Source organism: Sphingobium sp. MP9-4, assembly GCF_005281675.1.
In the GTDB taxonomy this organism is placed as follows: domain Bacteria; phylum Pseudomonadota; class Alphaproteobacteria; order Sphingomonadales; family Sphingomonadaceae; genus Sphingobium; species Sphingobium yanoikuyae.
On record NZ_LUFI01000050.1, the window covers coordinates 1 to 22,184 of the forward strand.

The window sequence follows — 22,184 nt, forward strand, 5'->3', positions numbered from 1 at the left end:
CTCGCCGCATGAACTTCCACGCGACTGTGTAAGCTATCGAAATGAGGGGTCCCTTTTAGACGCCGATCACCCCGCTAACGGGGTTCTTTTTGCACGCCGATTCACAGCCAACCGGCACCAAGCCTGCGCCAGGGGCATCCTTCGTTGACGCAGCAGCTGCGCCCGGACAGCATAGTGCGATGGAACAGCCCCAGATCAAGGGCGGCGAGACATATGCCGAATATGAAACCCGACGCGATTCGCTGGAAGGCTCGGCGGGTTCCTATGAAGGTTATGGCTGCACACAGGATTGCAGCGGCCATGACGCTGGATATCGGTGGGCTGAGGACAATGACCTGACCGACCCCGACGATTGCGGCGGTAAGTCCTGGTCCTTTGAAGAAGGTTGTCGCTCTTTCGCGGAAGAACGCCAGGACGCAGAGGCTGAAGACGATTCGGAGCAATGAGGCCCTGGCATGTCGGCATGGTTGGGATGCCCCAGTCCCAACGGCGCAGTGCTATGTTGCGTATTCCGTGATTGGCAAAATTGCCCGGCTATAGCGGATTTTTGCAGAGCTGAAGAAACCGCCGCATTCGTTCTTCGCCAAACAGCCTGTGCAGTCGGGCATGTATTCCTGTTTCCAGTCGCTGATTGAGCGACGAGCGAAGCGTCGGATCGACGGCGCAAGGACGCAGGTCTGGCTGTTGTAAATCGATGTCCTGAGCCCGGCCCGATCGAGGATTCCTACGGCTTCGGCCAGCTCTGCCTGGTAGACGGCGTGGGTAACCGGAGTTACTCACCGCCCTCGGTCATTCGTTCACTTTCGGGCTAGTGCTGGAATCGATGATCACGGCAATATCGAGGCCAGACCAACACCATTTTAGTTGCGATCATCGCGCACGAAAGGTCGCGCTCATCGGCCAAAGTGCACCATGCCGCCGTACGACTTCCGCCGGCGTCTCCGACTGAACGACATACCATCGGGGCTGACCGAACCTGAATGTGGCCAGTCGCAATGCGTCCTTTTCGTCCTCCGAACAGATTGACCAATGCGTCACGCGCTTGCTGCGCTGACGCTTGAGGACAAGGCTGATTAGCACGGCATGTGCCATCGGCCTCTAGCGCAGCGATGCCGCTGATCCGAACTTTTGGACCCTCGGCACACCATACCGGTCCATCTCCGTCATATACGTGAGTGGGACGACACTGGAAAATCTTGCCAGAAGGCACAATCATTGCAGCGGCGGCAATCAATGATATCATAAAAAGGGGTTGTCCTCATCCGCATAGCGCTGCCCGATAAACTGGGTGTTTTGAGTGAAGGCATCTATGTCATGCTGAGCGAGATTGCGCAGGATTTCGTCGATCCGGCTCTGCATCTTGTCGAGGCTCTCATTCAGGATGAAGCTGGCTGATTTGCCGGTCTTGCGAAAGATCTCTGACCGGTGCAACGCCGGGATGTCGATGTAGCTTTTGACAAGCTTGGGCAGATGATGACTGCGCATTTGCTCGACATCGACGCGGGAGAAGCCGGGAATGGTTTCACGTTCCATCGCTGCCTCGACCTGCTGCAGACAAGCATGGATGCGGCGTATCCGGTCTTTGGCTGGGCCGGGTACGCGTTCATCTTCATAGTCGATGATCGCCGGCGGTAGCGGAGTGGCGGCGGCAGAAATGGCATTGGTCGGCTTCGTGGATGGGGAATTCTGGGCACCGAACAGGGCGCGGTTGAGCTTGTCAAAAATGCTCAATTCAGCCTCCAGCTCGCGTCTTGCTTCTCGCCATGACCTTCGTCCATCTTTCTTCAACCGCGCGTCATACACCACCCATACTGCCCTGCCAGCACGCTTATTGCGATACTGGTAGAGCAGCAACTGCAGGACGTACCATGCAGCAATCAGTCCAAAAAGGATTGCAAGGGCAGCGATCATGCGATGCTGAGAAGCGGATCCGTCCCGAGAGCGCGCTGCGATGCGCCTTCCGAGCGGGCGATATAGCCCTTGGCCTTTTCGGTTTCGGCCGAGAGGGCATCGACCGTCTGCTTCATGTTCGACAGCGCCTTGATCTTGAATTCATCGACGGCGTCCATCGTCGCGTAGATGTTGGCAAAGGCCCTCTGAAGCGTTTCGACCTGAATGGTCGAGGAGGCCGCCTCCTCATGTATGCGTGCCGTGTTGGTCTTGAGCAGTTCGCTGGTGCTCTCGATCATGTTCGAGGTGGCCGTGTTGAGGGCCGTGATCTGATCCAGCACGAGCTTCTGGCTGGCGAGCGCCTGCGCTACCGTCACGGCGGTGCGCAGGGCTGCAATGGTCGTCGTTGACGCACGATCGACGCCCTTGATCAGCTCGATGTTGTTCTTCTTGATCAGGTCCATGGCGAGGTAACCCTGGACCGTGACGGCCATCTGGGTGAGAAGATCGGTGGTGCGCTGGCGAACGTAGAACAACGCCTGCTCGCGGATGGCCTTGGCTTTCGCTGGATCAATCGCGTCCAGCTCTGCCGCCTTGTCCTCGAGGCGGGTGTCGAGGGTCTTGGAGATATGGATCATCTGCTCCAGTTTCCCCATCATTTCCCACATTTTGCGACGCTCAGCTTCGATGGCGATGTTGTCCTGAAGCAAGCCATCCTTGCCTCGGGTCAAAGCCGTGAGAATGCCGTTGATGTGGCTTTGAGCAGACGCATATTTGTCGAAATAGGCCTTCAGCTTGCTGCCAAAGGGGATAATGCCGAACAGCTTGCGTGGCTGGAGCAGGCCGCCATCGCGCGACGGATCGAGCCCTTCGATGACATTGCGCAATTCAATCAAGGAGCTGCCGACGCCACCCTCACCGTCCATCGCCTTGGTTGGGCGATCGAGAAAGCGGTTGCTCTGGCTCGTGAGGGCAACGATCTCCTTCTGGCCGATGTTGGCCAGCTGGTTGACCTTGTTGCCGAAGTCCGGGCTGTTGGCGTCGAGCGATACCAGTTCGCCGACATATTGGTCCACCTTGACGTCGAGCTTGCTCTTAACGTCGGAATCAATCGGCACAAGGACAGCAGCCTTTTCCGATGGGATAGAGGCTACGGGTTCCGGCGCTTTAAGGACAAGATCGTTCATGGTTACCCCCAAAATTCGTTCTGCATTCAGTAACTAGGCGATTTCTTGCGCGTGCTCCAGCCTATGCGACTCTGCTTTGCGCCTCTGTGACCGGTGTCGCGGTGCCATAGATTTGTGCTCGCTGAATGATCGTGCCGGCCCATCGCGAGTGCGTGGCAGGCTCGCACATGCTGCCATGGGCGCCGAAAACCGCCGGGGCGTCCTTTTCGAGGATCGCCCGAGCTTCGGCCATTTCTGCGCCGCTTGGACGGTACAGGCTCTGGATGGTTTCCATCTGCAAAGGATGAACCGCTGTCTTGGTCAGCAAGCCATGTTCGATGTCCTGTTCAACCTCAGCGCGGAGCAAATCGGTTGAGGAGAAATGCTCGAAAACGGGCGCTGCGACGCTGAAGCCGTAGGGCAGGAAGGTTCCAGCAATGTCGCGGATGACCGGCCCAAGCGGACCATCATAGGCGGTCCGCGTATTGGAGCGACGAACCCCTAGGATGTTGAGGATATCATTGCCGCCAATGCGAATAGCGGTGACACGGTCGGCATAGGGCAGCAGCTGGTCCCGCAGACGGCTAAGCGCCGTCCGTTCAAAGGCTTCCTCGCCCTCGATCGTGGGCATGAAGGCATGTTTTCCGTGGACGAGCACGGAAAGCCATTGGGGCAGGTTCTGAGTCGTGATCTTCGGGAGGACAAATCCCTGGATTGCTTCAATGCCCGGAAGGCGCAGCAAGCGGACCAGCATCTCGATATTGCGCGGACGCGCGAATACCAGAACAGGCGTTTCGCGCGCAGCAAATTGGGCCAGCGCTTCGGCAAAGCGCGCTTCAGCTTGCTCAACCTGATCCTCGCGAATGGCGTCCTCAAGGCAGATGACAATGGAACGAACCGAAGGGTTGGCTCCGTAGGCAGTGTCGAGGAGATTGTCCTTGATCGCAGGGACGTACAGGGTTGCCCCCAACTCAATTGCTTTCATTCCTGTTCCCCCTGCAGGCGCTTGATGATCGTCACGGCGCGGTAGTTTTTCAGGTCCATTTCTTCGACCACCAGGCCGACAGCTTCTGCCAAATGCCTGATATGCTGGACTTCAGGGTCATCGAGATCGCGGACGCAGACCCGATCAGGAACTCGGCGCAGGATCGCGCGGGTAGCTTCGGCGATGCCCGGCTTGATCCGGTTTACGTCGCTGATCTCACCTTCCACGGTGAACTTGCGGAGCAGGGCTTCGCGTCCGTCGCGTGCTGCATTCGCTTCATTCAGCGACCATGGATTCCAAATTGCCTTCGGCATGGGCGCATTTTCGATGGCAGTGATGAAATGACGGCTGATGTCGAATGGCGCGTGCTCTTCCTGGAAAAGGCAGGCGTGGAAATCGTCTGGACCCACGAGGTCATCGGTCAGGACAGAACGGCTGATGAGACCCGAGACGATGCCGTTCAGTAGGCCGCTCGGAATGACATAATCTTCGGCCGTGGCAGCCAGATCCGCGCAGCCAGCGGGATCGGCGATGACTGCAAGATAGGGCGAGAAGCCGAGCGATTCCTCAGCGAGCGAGCGCTCGAGCTCACCCTTGATCGCGCCCTTGCCGGTCCATCCGTCGAGGAAGATCGAGGTTTCGGTACCGTGACGAGCCTTGATGTAGCGAAGGGCATTGAGATCGATGCCGCGACCGCGAATGATACTGATCGAATAATGATGGGCATCAACGCCGATACGGACCAGAGCGCGCTTCAAAAGGACGCCGATGGGCGTCCCTGCCCGCGCCAGAGAAATGACGACACATTCCTTGGCGGTTTCCGGGCACGCCGCGGTCTTGCGCGCGAGGAACTCGATATGTGCCCGCAGCGTCCCGCCATTACGGCGAAGCGCGTCGGCGTAGAGCGTCATATAGCGCTCGTCCGGCACCTTTTCCGGTGACAGCATTTCAGAATAGTGGCGCGTGCCCGACTGGATCAGGCGCTCCTTCTCCTCGACATCGACATGCTGGATTGCGGCCGGCTTAAGCAGGATCTGGACGTCAGACGGATCGTAAGAGCCGGAGAACAGGGCGGGTTTTTCAGCGAGGATCGTGCTCATTAGCGGGTCCAATCATTGCCGCTGCGCACAGCGTTCCAGAACTGAGAATTAGTGGGGGCCATGGCAAAGTCACACAGGTCCATGAAGCCGACGTCCGAGGTGCTGTCGCCGACGCCGATGATCGGGGCGCCGGGCGCGGTGGAGCGGACTTTCTCGATGAGGTAGGTGACCGCGTGCCGCTTGCTCAGCCACGAGGGCATGTAGGCGAGATTGTTGCCGTTCTTGTGGCGACGCCAGCCGAACGGCGTAATCTCGGCATGAACCTCGGTCAGCTCATCCAGGATCTCGCCATCATCGATGTTGCTCTTGATGACGATGTAGAGTGGCAGGCCGTGCTCGGAGACGATCCAGTGACGGAACTGCTCTGCTTCAAGCGGTCGGGTCATCTCCCCGTATATCTCATGGATGCTGGGCTCTTTGGCGGCCGAGGCGATGAGGTGGCTGTGCCACTCTTCGTCGACCGCCCCCCCTTCAAGTGTGATGCAACCACCGTTGGAGCAGATCGCTGGCGCCTGCTCAATATCGACCCGGGACACCACTTCGGTGCTGCGGGCGGTCACGGGGATGACCTTGCCGGCGCGAAACCAGCCGAGCAGGTTTTCCTGGCGCTTAGTGGCATAGCCCGACGGCGAACCATCGACGAGCGTGCTCATCAGGCGGAGACCATCCGCCTTCTTGTCAGGGCACTTCCGGGCAGTTTGGAACAGGGTGTCATCCAGATCGGTGAACACAACAGGCGCGGTCATTCTTATTTTTCCTCCGCAGAGTGGTATGCGCAAAGGACCATCTCAATCGGTATGTCCTTGCCAAGAGCGGCGACGGCCGCCTTCGCCTGGCGGACCTGTTCACCCGCAATCTCAGCAGTGATGATGATGCGGTCGGGCTGATGGTCTAGGATGTTATAAAGGTGGCAGGGGGCGCCGCTGCCGTAAGCATCGTCGAAATGCGATACGTTCTCCATGGCATGGCCCAGCAGCGCGGGCGTCCGGGTGATGCATTGGACGGCGGCAATCCCGCCCTTGGCTTCGATTTCCTCGGCGATGAGCAAGGCTTCATAGCTGTGTTCGCCGTCGCCAAGCACAAGGATGCGCTCTCCGGCCTTGGGTTCCACCGGCGCTCGGAAGGCGCACTCCGGGTCGAGAAGACCCGAACGGCTGCCCATGCCAGTGGCCGGCGCCGTGCCCACACCATTGCTGGTGCTGGCCAACTGGGGCGGCACCTGGTCCGGGTTCTTCTCCCAATTCATCGCGCCCCGCAGGATCGCGTGCCCGGTGGTGGGAAGCGGCATGGCCGTGCAATAGGCCTGGCCGCTCCAGTCGGTGAGGCAACAGGTTTCGATGCGCTCAAGGTTCGGCAAGGCCGCCATCATTGCTTCCGCGCCGCCGATGAAGGTGTGGCCCGTGCTGCATTCGTCATCGATGATGACGAGGGTTCGGGCGGAACGCGCGAGCGCGATCAGCTGCTCATCCGCGATCTGGACGAGATGCGAGGTTGCATGGCTGTGCCCCTCTTCAAAGGTTGCGATGATCGTTGATCCGTCGACGCGCTGGCGGGAGGTCTGCAGGTAGAGAGCAGAGACATCAGGATTGTTGCGCCGATAGGCGGCAAACACGCCTTGCCCAAGAGCTGTCGCCGTCTCTGCCATGCCGAGGAAGGCGACCGGCTGGGGTAATTCGGCGGGCAGCATAGCCCCCAGCTGATCCATGGAACCGCGCATGGCGGCCGGAGCCGCCGGCAGGTGGCGTCCGAGAACCTTCGAGACGATCAGGAACCCACGCTTAGGATTGGCGCGAGCTGCAAAGCCGCACAATTCGTCGATCGAAGCGTCGTTCTGAATTTTGAGAGTGAGAGTGCCGCTTTCAAGCGTCACGACGCGCGTGTCGTCGACCATGATCGTCATGGATCAGAAATTTCCTCTTTATCTGTGAGCCCGATAGCCGGGTATGCCCTGCATATATTTGATCATGTCAGAGGCGTCTGGACCAGCAGTATTCCTCTGCTGTTGGTTTCTATTTTTGCCCCGAGATGCCGGAGCAGATTTTGAGGCTCAATCTGTGCTAGGGAGGCAAGATTGACCTCGGCCCATGCAGGCCGATCGACCGACAAGGTGGCCACATATTCATCTCGTTCCTGCCCAATTGCCCCGCTTCTCTGCGTGTAGGCGGACAGGGCGACGGTATGGATAGGTTCAGCGACCGCCATAGAATGCCCTACGAGCCGCACCAGCAGCGAACAGACATGGTCGAGGTAGAGAGCTGCGCGCTCCTTCTGGGTCAGCTCTTTCGGGCGGAATGCCAGCTGTGTGAAGTCAGCCGACCATTTGACCGAGGGCATGTCCTCGATTTCCGGCAGGTCCACGTCGAGTAGTAGCCTGCCGTCGCTGAAGGAAATCGCGATATTGGTTTCGCGGGGCCATTCCAGCGAGCCGAGACGTTGCAGCAAAGCGTCTTCGATCGCAGCGAGATCGGGTCCCGCGTTCGCTTGAGCGGCCCGCCAAGCCATGAGCGCCGCCATGTGTTCCTCGCCAGAAGCAAATTGCTCGCGGCTTGGCTTTCCCGCGCTGGAGCCGGAGATCTGGCCGACGGTTTGGGGAATGTCGAGATGGATGGTCGTTAGAGAGGTGGCAGCGCCATTACGCGCATCGACATTTTCCTGAAGGAATTCGCGCAATTCGTCCTTCATGGTTCGCTTGATGAGCGGGATCAGTGCGGGGTCAATGGACTGGCCTTCCCCATCGAGAAACACCAGCTGATGCTCGACAATCCGAGCTACGAGGCCGTTGGGGATCTGAGGCTCCGGGGGCGTTGGCGCGGCTGGTGGCCGACTTGGAGTGGAGCTGCGGCTGGGCTTGTCGAGCCGCTCGCGATAGCTCAGCCCGGTTCCGGGGATGCCGACATTGCCATAAACACCGCGCTTACCCATCGTAATCGAGGCGCCACGCGGCCCGACCGATAGCGAAGCACCAGAGCCGCTGAGGTTGAGCCGGACGCCCGGCAAGATTGAAATACGTCTGCTGAATCGAAAACCCACGAGCCCCCCTCAGGCGCTGACGATGATGCTGACGACGCTGGCGCGCAGCCGGTTGACGACCTCCCGGCGATTATTCTCCGAATGGTGGCCAAGGGTTGGCGCGGTGAAGCCGGCGGCCGCGATCATTTCGAAAACAAAGCTGCTGCGGATGCCAAAGTTCACATTCTCTGAGATCGAACCGCGCTCGCGCATATTTCCATGGGCAAGGGACGCCGAGGTGACGCCGACCAGGTTCCCATATTCATCGACGATGGCGCCGCCAGAGGAGCCTGACCCGATGGGGGCGGTGAACTGGAAGCGGGAGATGTCGCCGTGGTTTCCGGTGAGACCTGAGATGTTGCCGGTAGTCACCTTCAGATCAGCGCCCAGCACATCCATCAGGGGAAAGCCGGCAGCCATCACGCTTTCGCCGAGCCAGATAGGCGCACCGATACGCATGGGCAGAGGCTGGCCAATGGTTGAGCCTTCGAGCAGCGCCAAATCATGCTTGGGATCTACTGCGACCGGTCGGAGAAGATTTTGCGTCCGTCCCTGACGAAAGCTCTCTCCATCCTCGATGACATGGGCATTGGTGATCACGAGATCAGGCGCAACGATGATACCGCTGCCGGTGCCGATGACCTGTCCTGGGGCTGCGGACGGGCGATGCCGGTCGGGTTCAAACGGCGGGGGTTGGTCTGGCTCTTCCGTCCGCGCCCGCTTTTGCTGTCGGAAGGGCATGGTCACAGAGGCGAGATTGCGGGCGCGGAGATAGGCGTCGATGCCGAAGGTATAGCCTTCGTTCGAGACCTTCATCCGCCGAGTGACGGCCTTCACGTAGATTTCAGAGAGGATGATGGCGGCGAGTTGGCCGTCTGGAGCCGGCAGCGCATATTGCTCGCCTGAAATCTCCATCTGGATGGGATAGCTCTGATTGACGAAGCCTCCTGACCGATCATCAACGATGTAGGCGATGATCTCGAACTGATCACCCAACGAAGCGAAGGAGGAGAGATACCAGCTCCCCTGCTGACCTTCCTCGAACGGCAGAACTGCGCCCTGCGGGTTGATCGCTGCGACGCCCAATCGCTCAGCATCGCGCCCCAGAATCCGGATGTGGCATTCTGGATTATTGTTGAGCTGGATGCGTTGACCAGGTTGCGGAGTGATCACCAGAGGCCCTCGTGCTTAGCTGACTTCAAGAACGGTGTTTGAGATGGCGATCTCAGTGTCGATCGAGCGACGGTCGATGCTGTCCGGGGTGAGACGGCCGGTCAGCAGTCCCGCCCAATCCGCAATGATGCGCGTGCCGACTTTCTCGCCATAGACAACGCCGCCGGCGGGACGGCTGTTGATCTCAAGCGCCTTCCAGCTACCGTCCTTGGCCTTGCGGAACTGAACATTCACAACGCTATGCAGGTTGAACAGCTCGATCAGCCGGGCGGCCGCGTCCTTCAGCGGATGCTCGGACTGGACACGCTGGCGGCCGTTCTCTTGTTTCGTGCGCGCGACTGCCTTCAGCAGCCGGCCGTGGTGCGCGAGAATGTCGAACGAGATCTCTGGGCCCGGCAGGAATTCCATCAGCAAGAGTTCATCGATCGGGCCGTCCACCTCCTGCGCGCGCATGGCATCGAGGTAGAGGTCCACTCGGATCTTCCGCTCGTCTGGGTTGAGGATATGGCTGGTCGGATTGACCTTGGTCAGATGCCAGAACCCGAGGCCATTGACGCCCTTGCGCGGCTTTACGCAGGGTTCGGAGTCCTCGCCATGGACTTCTGGAAAGGTGAAGATGCTGCTCTCCAACTGCCACGTGGTTTCGACGGGCGTGGTCAGCAGGTGAAAGGGTTCGTCGCGGATCGCCTCCGCGAAATCATATTTGTCCTCGAGAAGAGCGAGCGTCTCGATCGAACCTGGCAACTCCACCCGGCAGGGCAGGTCTGCTTGCGAGAGGGCTTTGCGGTACCGTGTCGGGATTAGGATATCGATGCCCCGGGCGATCACCATCTCCCGCGCCCATTCGACATATTGAGCCACCGGCAAATTGGGTTCGACCCAGGTCTCGGTCGGCCCCTCATAGGCCGGCATGCCTTCGCCCACGCTCGCGTAGACCTCCAGCGTCGGATCGGCTGCGATCATGGCAGCCGAAATAGGAGCAAGGGAGAAGCCGCGATTGAACCAGATACGCATGGGAAAGTCCTAGAGGAGAGATGGTCTTTTTGTGGTTAAGACAGGCGGTCAGGGCATGATCCGTGCGGCACGCGCAGCCTTCAGCCAAGCTGGGAATTCGGATAGAATGCGGTCGTAAAGCTGATCGTCGCTGATGCGCGAGAGATCATCGACGCTGAAGAAGCCCGCATTGTCGACAACCCGGCCGTCGATGGTATCGAGCTTTCGCAAAACCCCGTAGTTCGCGTTGCCGACGCCCACGAACTGCCAGAAAATCGGGCGGTTCGAGATCCGCTGGAGTATCGCGATGATCTCTTTCGAGGTCGAACCGTCGATTCCGCCGTCGGTCAGGAAAATGATCAACAGCGGCTTGGTGCGGTGGCTCGGCTCGGCGTCCAGAATGGCATTCATAACCACTGGCTCATTATTGCCGTAGCCGATGGAGTCCCCGCCTTCCTTGACCGCGCCGCCGAAGAAGCCCTTCTTGCCGGTCTCGCGGGCGCCGATTTTCGCGCCGGGAGAAGGAAGTGTGCGTGCGACGAAGCCTTCGAGGTTTATTGCGGTCAGATCCTCGACCTGCTTGCAACGCGAGGCATAAAACCACGTCGACATGGTGCCATCATCGTCTAGCCGCAGGGCTACTGGCGCGATGCGTTCCACCGTCTCCTGGACAGTGCCATTGCTGTAGAGTTTGGCCATGGAGCCGCTGCCATCGATGACGAACAGGACTTCGGTCTTCTCATGCTCGATACCCGCCTTCTTGAGCGAGACGCCGACTTGCTGCTTGCGCAGATCGACCTTGCTCAGCGAGACAGGCGCGGATGGCGCGGCGGACGGAATGGGCGCCGGCGCAGGGGTGCTCGGTGCGGGGGATGAAGCAGATCCGTCATCGACCTCTCCGCCGAAGTGTGTGACCAAGGCCGCAAGACCACCGGCAAAGCCCTGCACGACAGCGCCGAGGCGCCAGGCACCATTATGGCGGTAGAGATCCAGCAGCATCACTGCTTTTTCGTCGCCAAGATGCGGCTTGGCGTCGACGGTCACAGCGTTGTTGATGGTCGCCTTCAACACGGTGGCTCGTTGCAGCGGGAGCGTGTCATGGGTCGCGGTGATCGTGATGCGGTCGATATGGCCCGGGACCTTCTCAGGATAGATCGAGAAGAGCGTCCCGCTGTCCAACCGGGACATCGTGATGGATTTGTCCGGGCTAGCGCTGTTGCTGAAGAGGACCGTATAGTGGTCGTCGGCAATCTTTTTCGCCGCGTCGAGTCCGAATGCGGCAATGTCGATGTCGGCCGGATCATGGACAACGATCACGTTGATGACATTGCTGTCAGTGAAATCCGCGATGGCACGCTTTTCGCCGGGGTTCATCAGGTTCAAGGCTCGATACCCTATGGACAAAAAAGACAGTTGAACCGCCGGAGGCAGGCCCCGGCGGCTCGAGAGGTAGCAGCTAGGTGACCGGCCGCTTCATGGATATCAGCCGAGGTTAACGCCCATACCGCCGGCCAGGCCCGCCAGGCCTGATTCCCAGCCTTCGCCGATCGCCTTCACCTTGATCTCGCCCTGGGCGCTGCGATACAGCTCGACGAAGATCATGGCGGCGTTGGTGCTGCTGTCTTCCGACAGGTCGAAACGCGCGAGCTCCTTGCCATCGGCATCATTGATGACGCGTGCGTAGGCGTTCGAGACCGAACCGAAATTCTGTTTGCGCTCGGCGCCTTCGTGGATGGTAACCGCGATCACGACCTTCTTCACGTCGGCCGGCAGTTTGGCGAAATCGATCTTGATGGTTTCGTCGTCGCCTTCGCCGTCACCGGTGCGGTTGTCGCCGCCATAGACGACCGAGCCGTCGGGCGAGGTTTTGTTGTTGTAGAACACGAAGTGCGCGTCCGAGATGACCTTGTCGGTTTCCCCGATGATGAAAGCCGAGGCGTCGAGGTCGAAGGCCTGGCCATCGGTCTTGCGCACGTCCCAGCCGAGGCCGACCGTGACGGAGGTGAGGCCCGGAGCCTCCTTGGAGAGCGAAACGTTGCCGCCTTTGACGAGAGAAACAGCCATTGAAGACTCCTGCTGGCACTGTGTTTTTGAAAGGTGTGAAGGCAGGCCGGGGGCGCGGCTGCGCCCCCGGAACAGATCAGCCGACGTTGACGCCGTAATTGGTGGCAAGCGGACCCAGGCCGCCCTTGAAGCCCTGGCCGACGGCGCGGAATTTCCAGTCGGTGCCGTGACGATAGACTTCGCCGAGGATCATCGCGGTTTCGACCGAGGCGTCTTCCGACAGGTCGTAGCGGACAACTTCGTTGTTCGACTTCTGGTTGACCAGGCGGATGAACGCGTTCGAGACCTGGCCGAAGCTCTGACCCTTGGCCTCGCCTTCGTGGATGGTGACGACGATCGCGACCTTGTCGACGTCGGCCGGCAGCTTCGACAGCGTGACCTTGATCTGCTCGTCGTCACCTTCGCCGGCACCGGTGCGGTTGTCGCCCTGATGCTCAACGCCGGCTACGACCTTGTTGTTGTAGAAGACGAAGTCGCTGTCGCTGCGGACCTTGCCGCTGGCGGCCAGCAGGAAGGCCGAGGCGTCGAGGTCGAAGTCCGAGCCGTCGGTGGCGCGCGCGTCCCAGCCCAGGCCGATCATGATTTCGTCGAGAGTTGGATCTTCCTTCGACAGGCTGACATTGCCACCCTTGGAAAGCGAAATTGCCATGTTTCAAACGTCCTTTCATTTTGGCGTTGGTGGTTCCGCGCGGCGCCCGCCCAGCAGCGCGCGAGAGATGATCAAGCTACTTGCGCTTGAATTCGATTGCCCCCTTGCTGATGTCCCAGGTGCCATCCGCATGAAGGCGGGGCGCCCGTTCAGCAGCAACAAAGGCGCGGCCGCTCTTCCCATATGTCTCGACATGCTGGATCACGATCTCGCGATCGATATCGAGATGGGTGATGGCGACCCAGTAGGAGGTCCGGTTCGGATTGAGCAGTGGCACGGTGACCTCGCTGCCATCCTGGCCGTAGAAGATGAGCTTGGGACGATAGCTCTCGAAAGAGCCGGCGCCGTTGCTGACGGCGCTGTAAGCACCAAACAGGGCGTAGCGAAGCTCGTCCGGACGATGCAGGACTATTTCTTCTTCACCAGCTACCTGAGAATCTCCCGACAGGGTGATGTAGGGCAGCGCGTGAGAGCGCCCCATGTCCTTCCAATACACCTTGCCGCAGGTCCCGTCCTTGAGGACGTAGAAGCAATAGAGGTCGAGGTCGCCCTCTCCCTTTCCACGTCCTTCCCATTTGAGCTTGGCGCGAATGCTGCCCGTGGCTTTCGACAGGCTCACACGCTCATTTTTGGCGAGCGTGACCTTCTTGAGGGAGACAGCGCTCACTGGTGTTGACGGGGCGGAGGCTGGCGTTGGCGCTTGTTCATTGGCGCCTTCGACGTCGACGCCGAAATTGATAGCAAGCGGGGCCAAACCGCCGTTGAAGCCCTGACCGACGGCCCGCACCTTGAGGGTGCCGTTGCGCTTATAGACTTCACAGATGATGAGAGCCTGCTCGGACATGCCGGCTAGTGGGATCTCGAAGCTGTTCGATCCCATCTGCATTTTGAGAGCACCAACGTCGGCGAGGCGGCGCGACTGATCGTGGCTTGTGTCCAGTGCCACGCAGAAAGCGATGGTCTCGATGGTCGCAGGCAGTGTGGCTGGGTTGATCTCGAAAACCGCTGCGCGCTGTTCCTGATAGATCGTGAGGTTTGCACCCGGGACGCTGGGCTGGCCATAGAAAACCATGCCAGCATCACCTTCGACCTTGCGCTCGCCGGTCAAAAGATAGGCTGAGACGTCCACCTCGGCTTTGCCGGGCGTGGCGTGCCAGCTGATTTCCACGATATTGCTATTGATCTCGGCGTTTGCGCCTTTTTGAAGCTGCATGGCTCTTGCGTATGTCTGATGGTGATATGACGGGGCGCCGTCGGGCGCCCCGTTGCTCGATCAGGCCGTCTGCGGACCAGGATTGCCGGTCGGCGAAGCAGCCGGGCTGGTCGGTTCGACCGTGTCGGCGCCTGCCGTATGCGCACCGACGATGACCTGGCCGGTGGGCAGGATCGCCTCGGCTTCACCACTCTCTTCATATTCATGCGGAAAGCGCTTGCGGTGGCGGACCGATGCCCAGAGCGAGAGCGCTAGAATGGCCGCGCCCAGCAGGCCAGTGACGACTTCCGGGGTTTCGATCCGGATGCTCAGAAGCATGATCATGCCCAAGGCGATGATCGCATAGAAGGCACCAGGCTCGAGGAAGCGGAATTCCGCCAGGTGGCCACCCTTCACCAGCGCGATGGTCATCGAGCGGACGAAGAAGGCGCCGATGCCGAGGCCCAGAGCAATCAGGATGATGTTGTTGGTGATGGCAAAGGCGCCGATCACGCCGTCGAAGGAGAAGGAAGCGTCCAGAACCTCAAGGTAGAGGAACGCGCCTGCGCCTGAACGAACGACCGCACCGGTCGCATCTTCTTCGCCGCCGACCAAATCCCCGAACCACTGCACGAGGAAGTAGACCACAACACCGGCGAGGCCGGCAATCAGGAAGGTCTGCTGTTCATGACCGTGGACGAGGAAGGACAGGCCAGCAACGATCGCGACGGTCGCGATGTAGGGAGAATAAGGGATCTTGGCGAAGGCCGACAGCGGGCCTTCGATGAAGCCGAGCCAGTGATGCTCGCGCTCGTCGTCGAAGAAGAAGCTGAGGCCGACCAGCATCAGGAACGCGCCCCCAAAGCCAGAAATGCCGACATGGGCACCGGTGACGATCTGCTCATAGAGTTCATGTTCGGTGACCGCGATGCGCGCGGCTTCCCACGGCCAGACGAAGGCCGAGAAGGAGACGATCAGGATCGGGAAAATGATGCGCATGCCGAAGACAGCGATGAGCATGCCCCAGGTGAGAAAGCGGCGGCGCCAAACCTCGTCCATGTCCTTGAGGACGGTCGCGTTGACAACCGCATTGTCGAGGCTGAGCGAGGTTTCCATAACGCCGAGCACCAGCGCAAGGAAAGCCATGGAAAGGGCGCCGCTGAGCAACCCGGACTCACTGTAACCGACCAAACCGGCTGCAATGAGGGCAAAGACGGTGAACGCCAATGACCCTGTGAAATTCTTCATTTATACCCCCCTGTGGGCTGACTGGATCAGGTCAATCCTGCCGCAAAAATGTGAAACGATGAGGTGGCCGGCTCAATCCTTCGAGCCGGCTGTCCAGCGCAGGCGGATGCCGATGTCGTCGGCGAACTGCTTCTGGTCGCGATAATATTTTATATGGCGCTTCATCTGCAGGTTCCCCCCCACGTTATCGATGAGGGCGATACCGCAGAGACGGCGGTTATCATCCCCTTCATTCATCTGAACCTCGATCTCGGGCTGCCCTGGGATGTTCATCCGGACGATACCGTCGGTCTGGCGCCAGTTGGGGACGCCGTCGTAGATCAGAGCGAACACCCCGATGCGCTTGATCTGGTCGAAGAAGCGTCCGTTGACCCGGATCGTCTCGCCGGTTGCGACCGAGCCGGTGCGGTCATCGCCGGAGAGCTCAATCCAGGGCGCATAGTCAAACGAGCCGAAGCTCTCGCCGAGAGCCTGGATGCAACCCTTGAAGCCATCATGCATCTCGAACATGACGCCGAGGTCAAGGTCGACCTTCTTGGACCCGCCGCCGAAGAAGCCGCGCTTCGCTTCGCCCTGGTTCCAGTTCAGGTTAAGGATGATCTCGCCGAACGTCGAACCGGTCTTTTTGAGGCTGACCGACGGATTGGATTTCTCCAATGTGATCTTCTTCAACGAGACAGGCGCTGCCGGAGGTGGAGGTGGAGCTGGAGGCGGAGGCGGAGGCGGCGCTGCGGGACGCGGGGGCGGCGGAGGCGCGGCCGGCGTCGGCGTGGGGGCAGGCGAATGGGTTCCAGCGATTTCCCCGCCGAAATGCTCGATGAGAGCGGCCAGCCCTGCTGCAAAGCCGGCCGCCATCGTGCCAACCTTCCAGCCGGAGCTGTGGCGATAAAGCTCGATCAGCATCACGGCCTTTTCGGACGAGAGATGCTCTGCGACGTTGAACATCGCCTTGGAACCGTCAATCGTGACAGTGAGCGGCCTGGATTCAGCGATCGGGCGTGTATCATGGGTCGCGGTAAATACGATCCGATCCACGGCCGCTGGCAGTTGGTCAAGGTCGATGTTGAAGACGGCACTGTCGGATGTCGGAATGAGCGTGACTGCTCCCTCCGGCGTACGCGTGTTGGAGAAGAGAACGACATAGCGGTCGTCCCCAATCTTTTTTCCCTTGTTGAGGCCGAAGGCTGCGATATCGACACCTTCGAGGCCAAAATCCACCTTGATCGTCAGACGATTGCCGACGCCAAGATCAGACAGGCCGCGCTTTTCCCCCCGCTGCAGCTGCATGCGTTACTCCAGAATGAAGGCGGGGACCTTTTGTCTCCCCGCCAAAAGGCATCAGATGTGGCGAGCGGCTTCCGCCGTCAGGTCATGAGCCGTGCGACCGTTTGCCCGGGCGCCGATGGCCTTGAACGTCCAATCGCCGCCATTGCGCGTGACGCTCGCAAGAACCAGGCCGGTGTGCGGGCCGGAGTCGGAGATGTCGAAGCGCGCCAGTTCCGTGCCGTTCGAGTTCACGACGCGGCCATAGGCGTTCTGGATCTTATCGAAGGTCTGGCCCCGGAAGGAGTTCACGGTCAGCACCAGCGTTTCGACCAGACCTGGCAGCCGGGCCAGATCGATGGCGATCGATTCATCGTCACCGTCGCCCTCGCCGGTGAGGTTGTCGCCGCTGTGTCGGACCGAACCGTCTTTGCTGTTGAGCTGGCCGAAATAGACGATGTCGAGCGGCTTGCCGCTGCCGTCGAAGAGAATGCAGGAAGCGTCAAGATCGATGCTTTCCGGCTGGCCGCCACCGAACAGCTTGCCCATGAAACCGCTGCCGCTGGTGGCAACATCCCAGCCGACGCCCAAAGTAATACCTGTCAGGGTACTGCCGGCTTGCTTCTGAAGGCTGACGCTCGAGTTCTTCTGCAGGGTTACCGTCATCGTTATACTTTCCTTGTGCTAATTTTTGTAGAAATCGCCAATCTTTGCCGCGCAAGGCGACTGCCCTCCTTCCGAAGGGCCGCAGGATTGCCAGAACAGCTTAAAAATTCACGAATTCCCCCTCGCAATGCATCTTAATCTTCAAATGAACATGGGGAAGCCCCTATGAAAATTTCGATGGTCTCGCTCTCTCAGTCGAATGCATGGTGCAATCCGGAAAATTTCCGGGATGAAAATGCCGGTTAGCTGGGTCTTGGCTGGAAGTGATTACCGCCATAGGCAGAGCAGACTTTATCGGGAGGGCAAATGAAAAAGCTACACTCAACTGCTATTTTGCTGGTGTGCATGGGCGGGCTTCCCGCGTGCGGATCCTCGTCAGACGAGCGAGAGGCCGTGCGTGCAGCGAATGAGACAGTGCTCGCGGAAGCTGCGGCTGATGAGGCGCTGAATCATGCAGACGCCGCGCTTGGCAAAATGGACAAGCCGGGAGCCGTTGCCCCCAGAGAGCCAACTACGCTGTCACGTAAGGATCAAGTCCGTGCCTGCAAAGCTGGGATCGCTATTCTGATGGGGAAAAGTCCGTCCATTATGAAGGCTTCTGCGGACGGAGATATTGTACACAATCAGTATAAGCGTCCGGATGACGGGAAGCTGTGGACGCAGGACTGTCGGATTGTAGGGAATAGGATTCACTGGCGGGGCGTGGACTCCTTTGCTGGATCAGGCACTGGAAGGTGGCGTGATGGTCCAGAGGACGAAATCCTCACATTCTCGTTTGAGGGCAACAAGGTGCGAGTGATCGAGGCATATTCAGATGGTTCAAAGACTGAAGAAGTTTACACCATCAAGAGTTAGGCCATACGTAGCACTGCAGGTCCGGTTCAAACAGGCTTGAATTGCTTTGCTAAGGCGGTGAATATCATGATCGGCTACATAGATGATGCGGCCGATCATCCAGTCGACGGGTGGCGGATATCGGCTCACTTGACCCAGTCATAGGTTGCGCCTGAACATGGCTCAGCAATCGAGCAGATAGGGATCGTGACCACAACCTCGCTCGCCAGGCGCCGCCGCCGGCCGGAGCCGGATGGCGAGAGCAACGGCAACTCCAGTGTGAAGCCGTAGACCCTGTAAGATACAACGCAACCGAGTGAAGCTTCGGCCCAGACAGATCAGCTTCGGTCCCGCCACTTTCCAGATCGCCGAACAGTTCCTCAATGACCAGTTTTGGGCGCAATACGGTGGTGGTGATAAAGGTGGCGAATGTCTGCTTCCTTGGATGAACGTCCGAAAGTTGACTGTCGCGAATGTCCCAAAGATGGCTCGCCCGGCGACATTCCCAGACAGAATGCCAAGCTCGAAATCAGCGACTTGTTTCTACAACCTGCTGGCTGATGCTGCCAAATGGCGAGCCTTTGTCCTTAATCGCGGCCAGCGAAACGCGATCACCGAAGGCAAGGAAAGGCGTCTTTGTCTCTCCTTGCTCGATCACATCGATAGCGCGGCGCTCGGAGATGCAGCAGGAACCCAGTTTCGCATAATCGGCATTGGACACGGTGCCCGATCCGACGATGGTGCCGGCGACCAGATCGCGCGTGCGGGCGGCATGGGCGACAAGTTCGTGAAAGCCGAATGCCATTTCGCCGCCATGGGGATTTCCGAACCAGGCGCCGTTGACATGAACCTCCAGCGGCAGATGGACGCGGCCGTCCTGCCAGGCTTCGTCCAGCTCATCGGGCGTGACCGCAAAGGGCGCGACAGAGCAGGCGGGCTTGGCCTGAACCCAGCCGAACCCGGTCTTCATCTCGATCGGCGCGATCGCGCGCAGCGACCAGTCGTTGATGAGCAGGACCAGCTTGATATGGGATAGCGCGTCCTGTGCGCTGGTGCCCATCGGCACGGCATCGGTAATGACGCCGAACTCGCCTTCGAAATCGATGCCGTCAGCTTCGCTGGGAAGTCGCACATCCTGCGTTCCGGACAGGAAGCGATCGGACAGGCCCTGATACATCAGCGGCCGGTCGGTTTCGATCGGCGGCAGGTTGAACGCCTTCTGCATCAGCTCGCCATGCTGTGGGAAAGCGGAGCCGTCGAGCCATTGCCAGGCGCGGGGCAGGGGAGCGAGCAGCCGGCTTTCGTCCAGCACATCGCCTTCCCCCTGTTCCAGCCGGTCGGCTAGGAGTCGCAGCGCCGGCTCCACGCTGTCCCATCGCTCGATCGCCTGCTGCAGCGTATCTGCTACACCGTCCGCGGGCAGGCAGCGACGCGCATCGCGGGAGACGACTGCCAGACAACCGTCCGGCTGACCATTGTGGAGGGTGGCAAGGCGCATCTTTATTCCTCGAAGATTGCGACCGCGCGGGTCCAGCCGGCCGACGCGCCCTTGATCTTGTGCGGGAAGCAACTGACCATGAAGCCATGGCCGGGCAGGCTTTCCAGGTTGTGCAGCTTTTCCAGGTGGCAATAGCCAATGTCGCGGCCGGCCTTGTGCCCTTCCCAGATCAGCGAGGTGTCGCCGGTTTCCTTCACCTTCTGTGCGGTATAGCTGAACGGCGCATCCCAGGACCAGGCATCGGTGCCGGTGACGCGCACGCCCCGCTCAGTCAGGTAGATGGTCGCCTCATAGCCCATGCCGCAGCCGCGATTGACATAGTCGGGCTGCCCCAGCGCCGTGCCGGCGGCGGTGTTGACCAGCACGATGTCGAGCGGCTGGAGGCTGTGGCCGATGCGCGCCAGTTCAGCCTCGACATCGGTGGCGGTGACGACATAGCCATCGGGGAAATGGCGGAAGTCGAGCTTCACGCCGGGCTGGAAACACCATTCCAGCGGCACTTCGTCGATCGTGATCGATCGCTGCGGTTCGCCGTCGCGGCCATCCATGGTCGGATGGAAATGATAGGGCGCGTCTAGATGCGTGCCGTTGTGGGTTGTCAGCGTCACCCATTCCGCGGCAGCGAAGCCGGCGCCATCGGGCGTGTCCTCCGCCGTCACGCCGGGGAAAAAATGCTGGAGCTCGGCGACGGTTTCGCCATGCGCCTGGTAGGTGATCTTGGGCCGAAGAAATGGCGGATCGGAAAGCACATCATTGTCGAGCGTGATCGAGAGATCGATGAAACGGCGGGTCATCGAGGCATTCCTTGAGATAGAGGATATGATGACATCATGCGGCCAAGGCCGCGCGAAGAGCAGGAGGCGTGACGATCAAGGCGAGAACGGCCCCATAGGTCACCTTGAAGAGGAGCGCGGGGATTGGGGCGATAGTCTCCAAACCCATCAGCCCGACCAATCCAGCCATCAATGCTGTGCCGATACTAGCCGATAATCCCGCCAGGATCAGTGCGCGCACCAGCAGATTGCGCGGGAGGACCGAGCAATGAGGAACAGGCGCCAGCGCCCCCGTTTTGAGCTTTTGACGGGCGAGCGCACCAGGGATGAGAACGCTCATCAGAGCGATCATGAAGCTCTGAGGCAGAAAATCGAACACCCATTGCCCGACGCCCCAGCTCTCCACCGGCCGGCCGATACCGAACACCGCAAGGAAGATCAGCAGCGACAGCATGGCGTTGATCGCCATGCTGATGCGCGTCTCCCTGCGGATATAGGCGTCGATGACTGCGACCTCTGTCATTATCGGGCGTGCCCACCCAGCGTCTCGGCAAACCAATCAGAGATGAGGTCGCGCCCATAGGCCATGTTGTCGGCACCGACATGCTCGACGCCCCCCTCCCGCGCGGTGAAAATCACCTTCTCACGGCGAGGTGAATTGACGAGCTGATCATAGAGATCATTGGCGTAGGAGACGCTGATCTGTCGATCGTCTCCGCCATGGGTGACGAGGAATGGCACCTTGATGCCGTCCATATGGCCGTTGAGGTTCATCGCTTCCGATTTCGCCAGGAAGTCTTCCTGATCGCTGGCACCGAAAGCCCAATGGACATGCGCCCAATAATGGGGGACCGGGTTTTCACCCTCGCGGGACATGCGCTTGTCCTGCACTTCGCGCCAATTATGGTTGGCCCCCCAGACCGCGCCACTGGCAAAGCGCGGCTCGTAGGCGACGGCGCGCGGCGCGAAATGGCCACCAAGCGAGATACCGGTCATGCCGATCGCCTTTGGATCGATTTCGGGCCGTTGCTCGAGCCAATCGACGGCTTTGCTGGCCCAGCTTTCGCTGTGTGGATCGACAGGCAGGCCCTGCAGTCGCAGAGCTTCGCCTGATCCGGGCTGATCGACACAAAGGGTGGATATGCCCCGGCGAGCCAGCTGTTCCGGGAGCCGGCTCCAGTAGAGTAACTCCTTGCAGCTATCGAGGCCATTGCAGAACACCACCACCGGCTTCCTGCCGTCCCCGGGCGCACGGGTGAAAAGCGCAGGCATGGTTCCGGTCTCAAGCGGAATTTCTACGCGCTCGCGATTGATCTGGCCAAGCGCGGTCGACCGATCGAAGGCCGCTCGAGCCCTGGCATAGGTCGCCTCGCGCCCGGGCGCGCCATGACCCTGCATCCGTTCGGCCGTGATCAGATAGAGCGATGCGCGCTCCAGCTTGTTCGAGGCGGAGAAATAGCGCCCTTTCGCCTCGTCTTCGCCCGCGAGCTCAAGCAACTTGTCGCCCATCGCTGCCCAGGCCTTCATGAACTGGGGCGTGCCGGCGTCAGCGCCGCTATTGGCTGCATCGCGGATCGGCTGACACATGTCGATGATTTCGCCGAGCTGGGCGCCAGACTCCATCGCGATCGAAATCGAGAGATTCCAGATATAGTTGGGGAAATATTCGAACAGCGCCATG

At 60.0% G+C, this 22,184-nt stretch carries 22 protein-coding genes; 2 read left to right on the forward strand and 20 right to left on the reverse strand.

The genetic code is table 11. The annotated features are described in order from the left end of the window. The first annotated feature begins 179 nt into the window (after positions 1 to 179). Positions 180 to 446, forward strand: a complete 267-nt coding sequence (locus A0U87_RS16745; protein WP_137405750.1) for a hypothetical protein — start codon at positions 180 to 182, stop codon at positions 444 to 446. Between the two features lie 793 nt (positions 447 to 1,239). On the opposite strand, the gene A0U87_RS16760 is transcribed toward A0U87_RS16745, so the two are convergent. The 16 genes from A0U87_RS16760 to A0U87_RS16835 form a co-directional block, all read right to left on the reverse strand. Next, a complete protein-coding gene (locus A0U87_RS16760; RefSeq protein WP_240700580.1) occupies positions 1,240 to 1,911 on the reverse strand; it encodes a hypothetical protein in 672 nt (223 codons plus the stop codon). Beyond that, positions 1,908 to 3,077, reverse strand: a complete 1,170-nt coding sequence (locus A0U87_RS16765; protein ID WP_137405752.1) for a toxic anion resistance protein — start codon at positions 3,075 to 3,077, stop codon at positions 1,908 to 1,910. The genes A0U87_RS16760 and A0U87_RS16765 overlap by 4 nt, the downstream gene beginning before the upstream one ends. Before the next feature lie 61 nt (positions 3,078 to 3,138). After that, a complete protein-coding gene (locus tag A0U87_RS16770) occupies positions 3,139 to 4,041 on the reverse strand; it encodes an HpcH/HpaI aldolase/citrate lyase family protein (RefSeq protein ID WP_137405753.1) in 903 nt (300 codons plus the stop codon). After that, positions 4,038 to 5,141: a cysteine protease StiP family protein gene (locus tag A0U87_RS16775; RefSeq protein ID WP_137405754.1), complete on the reverse strand. Its 1,104-nt coding sequence runs from the start codon at positions 5,139 to 5,141 to the stop codon at positions 4,038 to 4,040. Before A0U87_RS16775 ends, A0U87_RS16770 begins: the two co-directional genes overlap by 4 nt. Further along, a complete protein-coding gene (locus A0U87_RS16780; protein WP_137405755.1) occupies positions 5,141 to 5,887 on the reverse strand; it encodes a sucrose-6-phosphate hydrolase in 747 nt (248 codons plus the stop codon). The genes A0U87_RS16775 and A0U87_RS16780 overlap by 1 nt, the downstream gene beginning before the upstream one ends. A 2-nt stretch (positions 5,888 to 5,889) precedes the next feature. Further along, complete coding sequence (locus A0U87_RS16785) at positions 5,890 to 7,041, reverse strand: phosphoribosyltransferase domain-containing protein (RefSeq protein ID WP_137405756.1); 1,152 nt, start codon at positions 7,039 to 7,041, stop codon at positions 5,890 to 5,892. Between the two features lie 62 nt (positions 7,042 to 7,103). Continuing rightward, on the reverse strand, positions 7,104 to 8,171 hold the full coding sequence (locus A0U87_RS16790; protein ID WP_137405757.1) for a DUF4236 domain-containing protein: 1,068 nt from the start codon (positions 8,169 to 8,171) through the stop codon (positions 7,104 to 7,106). A 9-nt stretch (positions 8,172 to 8,180) separates the two neighbouring features. Beyond that, positions 8,181 to 9,323, reverse strand: coding sequence for a serine protease (locus A0U87_RS16795; protein WP_206366608.1), 1,143 nt, complete (start codon positions 9,321 to 9,323; stop codon positions 8,181 to 8,183). A 15-nt stretch (positions 9,324 to 9,338) separates the two neighbouring features. Beyond that, positions 9,339 to 10,337, reverse strand: a complete 999-nt coding sequence (locus A0U87_RS16800) for an ATP-grasp domain-containing protein (RefSeq protein WP_137405758.1) — start codon at positions 10,335 to 10,337, stop codon at positions 9,339 to 9,341. Between the two features lie 48 nt (positions 10,338 to 10,385). Further along, a complete protein-coding gene (locus tag A0U87_RS16805) occupies positions 10,386 to 11,690 on the reverse strand; it encodes a VWA domain-containing protein (RefSeq protein WP_240700582.1) in 1,305 nt (434 codons plus the stop codon). Between the two features lie 108 nt (positions 11,691 to 11,798). Continuing rightward, positions 11,799 to 12,380 (reverse strand): TerD family protein, encoded by a 582-nt coding sequence (locus tag A0U87_RS16810; RefSeq protein ID WP_017500766.1) that lies wholly within the window; start codon positions 12,378 to 12,380, stop codon positions 11,799 to 11,801. A gap of 76 nt (positions 12,381 to 12,456) precedes the next feature. Further along, the gene (locus tag A0U87_RS16815; RefSeq protein ID WP_048937930.1) at positions 12,457 to 13,029 is read right to left on the reverse strand and encodes a TerD family protein; all 573 of its coding nucleotides are present in this window, start codon (positions 13,027 to 13,029) and stop codon (positions 12,457 to 12,459) included. A gap of 76 nt (positions 13,030 to 13,105) precedes the next feature. Next, the gene (locus A0U87_RS16820) at positions 13,106 to 14,242 is read right to left on the reverse strand and encodes a TerD family protein (RefSeq protein WP_137405760.1); all 1,137 of its coding nucleotides are present in this window, start codon (positions 14,240 to 14,242) and stop codon (positions 13,106 to 13,108) included. 60 nt (positions 14,243 to 14,302) lie between these two features. After that, positions 14,303 to 15,469, reverse strand: a complete 1,167-nt coding sequence (locus A0U87_RS16825) for a DUF475 domain-containing protein (protein ID WP_137405761.1) — start codon at positions 15,467 to 15,469, stop codon at positions 14,303 to 14,305. Between the two features lie 72 nt (positions 15,470 to 15,541). Continuing rightward, positions 15,542 to 16,756, reverse strand: coding sequence for a TerD family protein (locus tag A0U87_RS16830; RefSeq protein ID WP_137405762.1), 1,215 nt, complete (start codon positions 16,754 to 16,756; stop codon positions 15,542 to 15,544). A 51-nt stretch (positions 16,757 to 16,807) separates the two neighbouring features. Further along, positions 16,808 to 17,398: a TerD family protein gene (locus tag A0U87_RS16835; RefSeq protein ID WP_137405763.1), complete on the reverse strand. Its 591-nt coding sequence runs from the start codon at positions 17,396 to 17,398 to the stop codon at positions 16,808 to 16,810. Between the two features lie 306 nt (positions 17,399 to 17,704). Between A0U87_RS16835 and A0U87_RS16840 the strand changes: the two genes are divergently transcribed. Next, entirely contained in the window at positions 17,705 to 18,253 is a 549-nt protein-coding gene (locus A0U87_RS16840; protein WP_137405764.1) for a hypothetical protein, read from the forward strand. Positions 18,254 to 18,761: 508 nt separating this feature from the next. Here A0U87_RS16840 and A0U87_RS16845 read toward each other — a convergent pair. Genes A0U87_RS16845 through A0U87_RS16860 form a run of 4 tightly spaced genes read right to left on the reverse strand, consistent with a single transcriptional unit; the run spans position 18,762 to position 22,183 of the window. Beyond that, a complete protein-coding gene (locus A0U87_RS16845; protein WP_137405765.1) occupies positions 18,762 to 19,730 on the reverse strand; it encodes a fumarylacetoacetate hydrolase family protein in 969 nt (322 codons plus the stop codon). Between the two features lie 2 nt (positions 19,731 to 19,732). Beyond that, positions 19,733 to 20,524 (reverse strand): cyclase family protein, encoded by a 792-nt coding sequence (locus tag A0U87_RS16850; protein ID WP_137405766.1) that lies wholly within the window; start codon positions 20,522 to 20,524, stop codon positions 19,733 to 19,735. A gap of 34 nt (positions 20,525 to 20,558) precedes the next feature. After that, positions 20,559 to 21,026 carry a hypothetical protein gene (locus A0U87_RS16855; protein WP_137405767.1) on the reverse strand — a complete coding sequence of 156 codons (468 nt, stop codon included), beginning with the start codon at positions 21,024 to 21,026 and terminating at the stop codon, positions 20,559 to 20,561. Then, the gene (locus tag A0U87_RS16860) at positions 21,026 to 22,183 is read right to left on the reverse strand and encodes an alpha/beta fold hydrolase (RefSeq protein WP_137405768.1); all 1,158 of its coding nucleotides are present in this window, start codon (positions 22,181 to 22,183) and stop codon (positions 21,026 to 21,028) included. The genes A0U87_RS16855 and A0U87_RS16860 overlap by 1 nt, the downstream gene beginning before the upstream one ends. Between the last annotated feature and the right edge of the window lies 1 nt (position 22,184).

What these genes read in the sequence shown, in the direction of transcription:
- A0U87_RS16745 (WP_137405750.1), top strand. Translation starts at nt 180, where the DNA reads ATGGAACAGCCCCAGATCAAGGGCGGCGAGACATATGCCGAATATGAA.
- A0U87_RS16760 (WP_240700580.1), bottom strand. Translation starts at nt 1,911, where the DNA reads ATGATCGCTGCCCTTGCAATCCTTTTTGGACTGATTGCTGCATGGTAC.
- A0U87_RS16765 (WP_137405752.1), bottom strand. Translation starts at nt 3,077, where the DNA reads ATGAACGATCTTGTCCTTAAAGCGCCGGAACCCGTAGCCTCTATCCCA.
- A0U87_RS16770 (WP_137405753.1), bottom strand. Translation starts at nt 4,041, where the DNA reads ATGAAAGCAATTGAGTTGGGGGCAACCCTGTACGTCCCTGCGATCAAG.
- A0U87_RS16775 (WP_137405754.1), bottom strand. Translation starts at nt 5,141, where the DNA reads ATGAGCACGATCCTCGCTGAAAAACCCGCCCTGTTCTCCGGCTCTTAC.
- A0U87_RS16780 (WP_137405755.1), bottom strand. Translation starts at nt 5,887, where the DNA reads ATGACCGCGCCTGTTGTGTTCACCGATCTGGATGACACCCTGTTCCAA.
- A0U87_RS16785 (WP_137405756.1), bottom strand. Translation starts at nt 7,041, where the DNA reads ATGACGATCATGGTCGACGACACGCGCGTCGTGACGCTTGAAAGCGGC.
- A0U87_RS16800 (WP_137405758.1), bottom strand. Translation starts at nt 10,337, where the DNA reads ATGCGTATCTGGTTCAATCGCGGCTTCTCCCTTGCTCCTATTTCGGCT.
- A0U87_RS16805 (WP_240700582.1), bottom strand. Translation starts at nt 11,690, where the DNA reads ATGAACCCCGGCGAAAAGCGTGCCATCGCGGATTTCACTGACAGCAAT.
- A0U87_RS16810 (WP_017500766.1), bottom strand. Translation starts at nt 12,380, where the DNA reads ATGGCTGTTTCTCTCGTCAAAGGCGGCAACGTTTCGCTCTCCAAGGAG.
- A0U87_RS16815 (WP_048937930.1), bottom strand. Translation starts at nt 13,029, where the DNA reads ATGGCAATTTCGCTTTCCAAGGGTGGCAATGTCAGCCTGTCGAAGGAA.
- A0U87_RS16820 (WP_137405760.1), bottom strand. Translation starts at nt 14,242, where the DNA reads ATGCAGCTTCAAAAAGGCGCAAACGCCGAGATCAATAGCAATATCGTG.
- A0U87_RS16825 (WP_137405761.1), bottom strand. Translation starts at nt 15,469, where the DNA reads ATGAAGAATTTCACAGGGTCATTGGCGTTCACCGTCTTTGCCCTCATT.
- A0U87_RS16830 (WP_137405762.1), bottom strand. Translation starts at nt 16,756, where the DNA reads ATGCAGCTGCAGCGGGGGGAAAAGCGCGGCCTGTCTGATCTTGGCGTC.
- A0U87_RS16835 (WP_137405763.1), bottom strand. Translation starts at nt 17,398, where the DNA reads ATGACGGTAACCCTGCAGAAGAACTCGAGCGTCAGCCTTCAGAAGCAA.
- A0U87_RS16840 (WP_137405764.1), top strand. Translation starts at nt 17,705, where the DNA reads ATGAAAAAGCTACACTCAACTGCTATTTTGCTGGTGTGCATGGGCGGG.
- A0U87_RS16845 (WP_137405765.1), bottom strand. Translation starts at nt 19,730, where the DNA reads ATGCGCCTTGCCACCCTCCACAATGGTCAGCCGGACGGTTGTCTGGCA.
- A0U87_RS16850 (WP_137405766.1), bottom strand. Translation starts at nt 20,524, where the DNA reads ATGACCCGCCGTTTCATCGATCTCTCGATCACGCTCGACAATGATGTG.
- A0U87_RS16855 (WP_137405767.1), bottom strand. Translation starts at nt 21,026, where the DNA reads ATGACAGAGGTCGCAGTCATCGACGCCTATATCCGCAGGGAGACGCGC.
- A0U87_RS16860 (WP_137405768.1), bottom strand. Translation starts at nt 22,183, where the DNA reads ATGGCGCTGTTCGAATATTTCCCCAACTATATCTGGAATCTCTCGATT.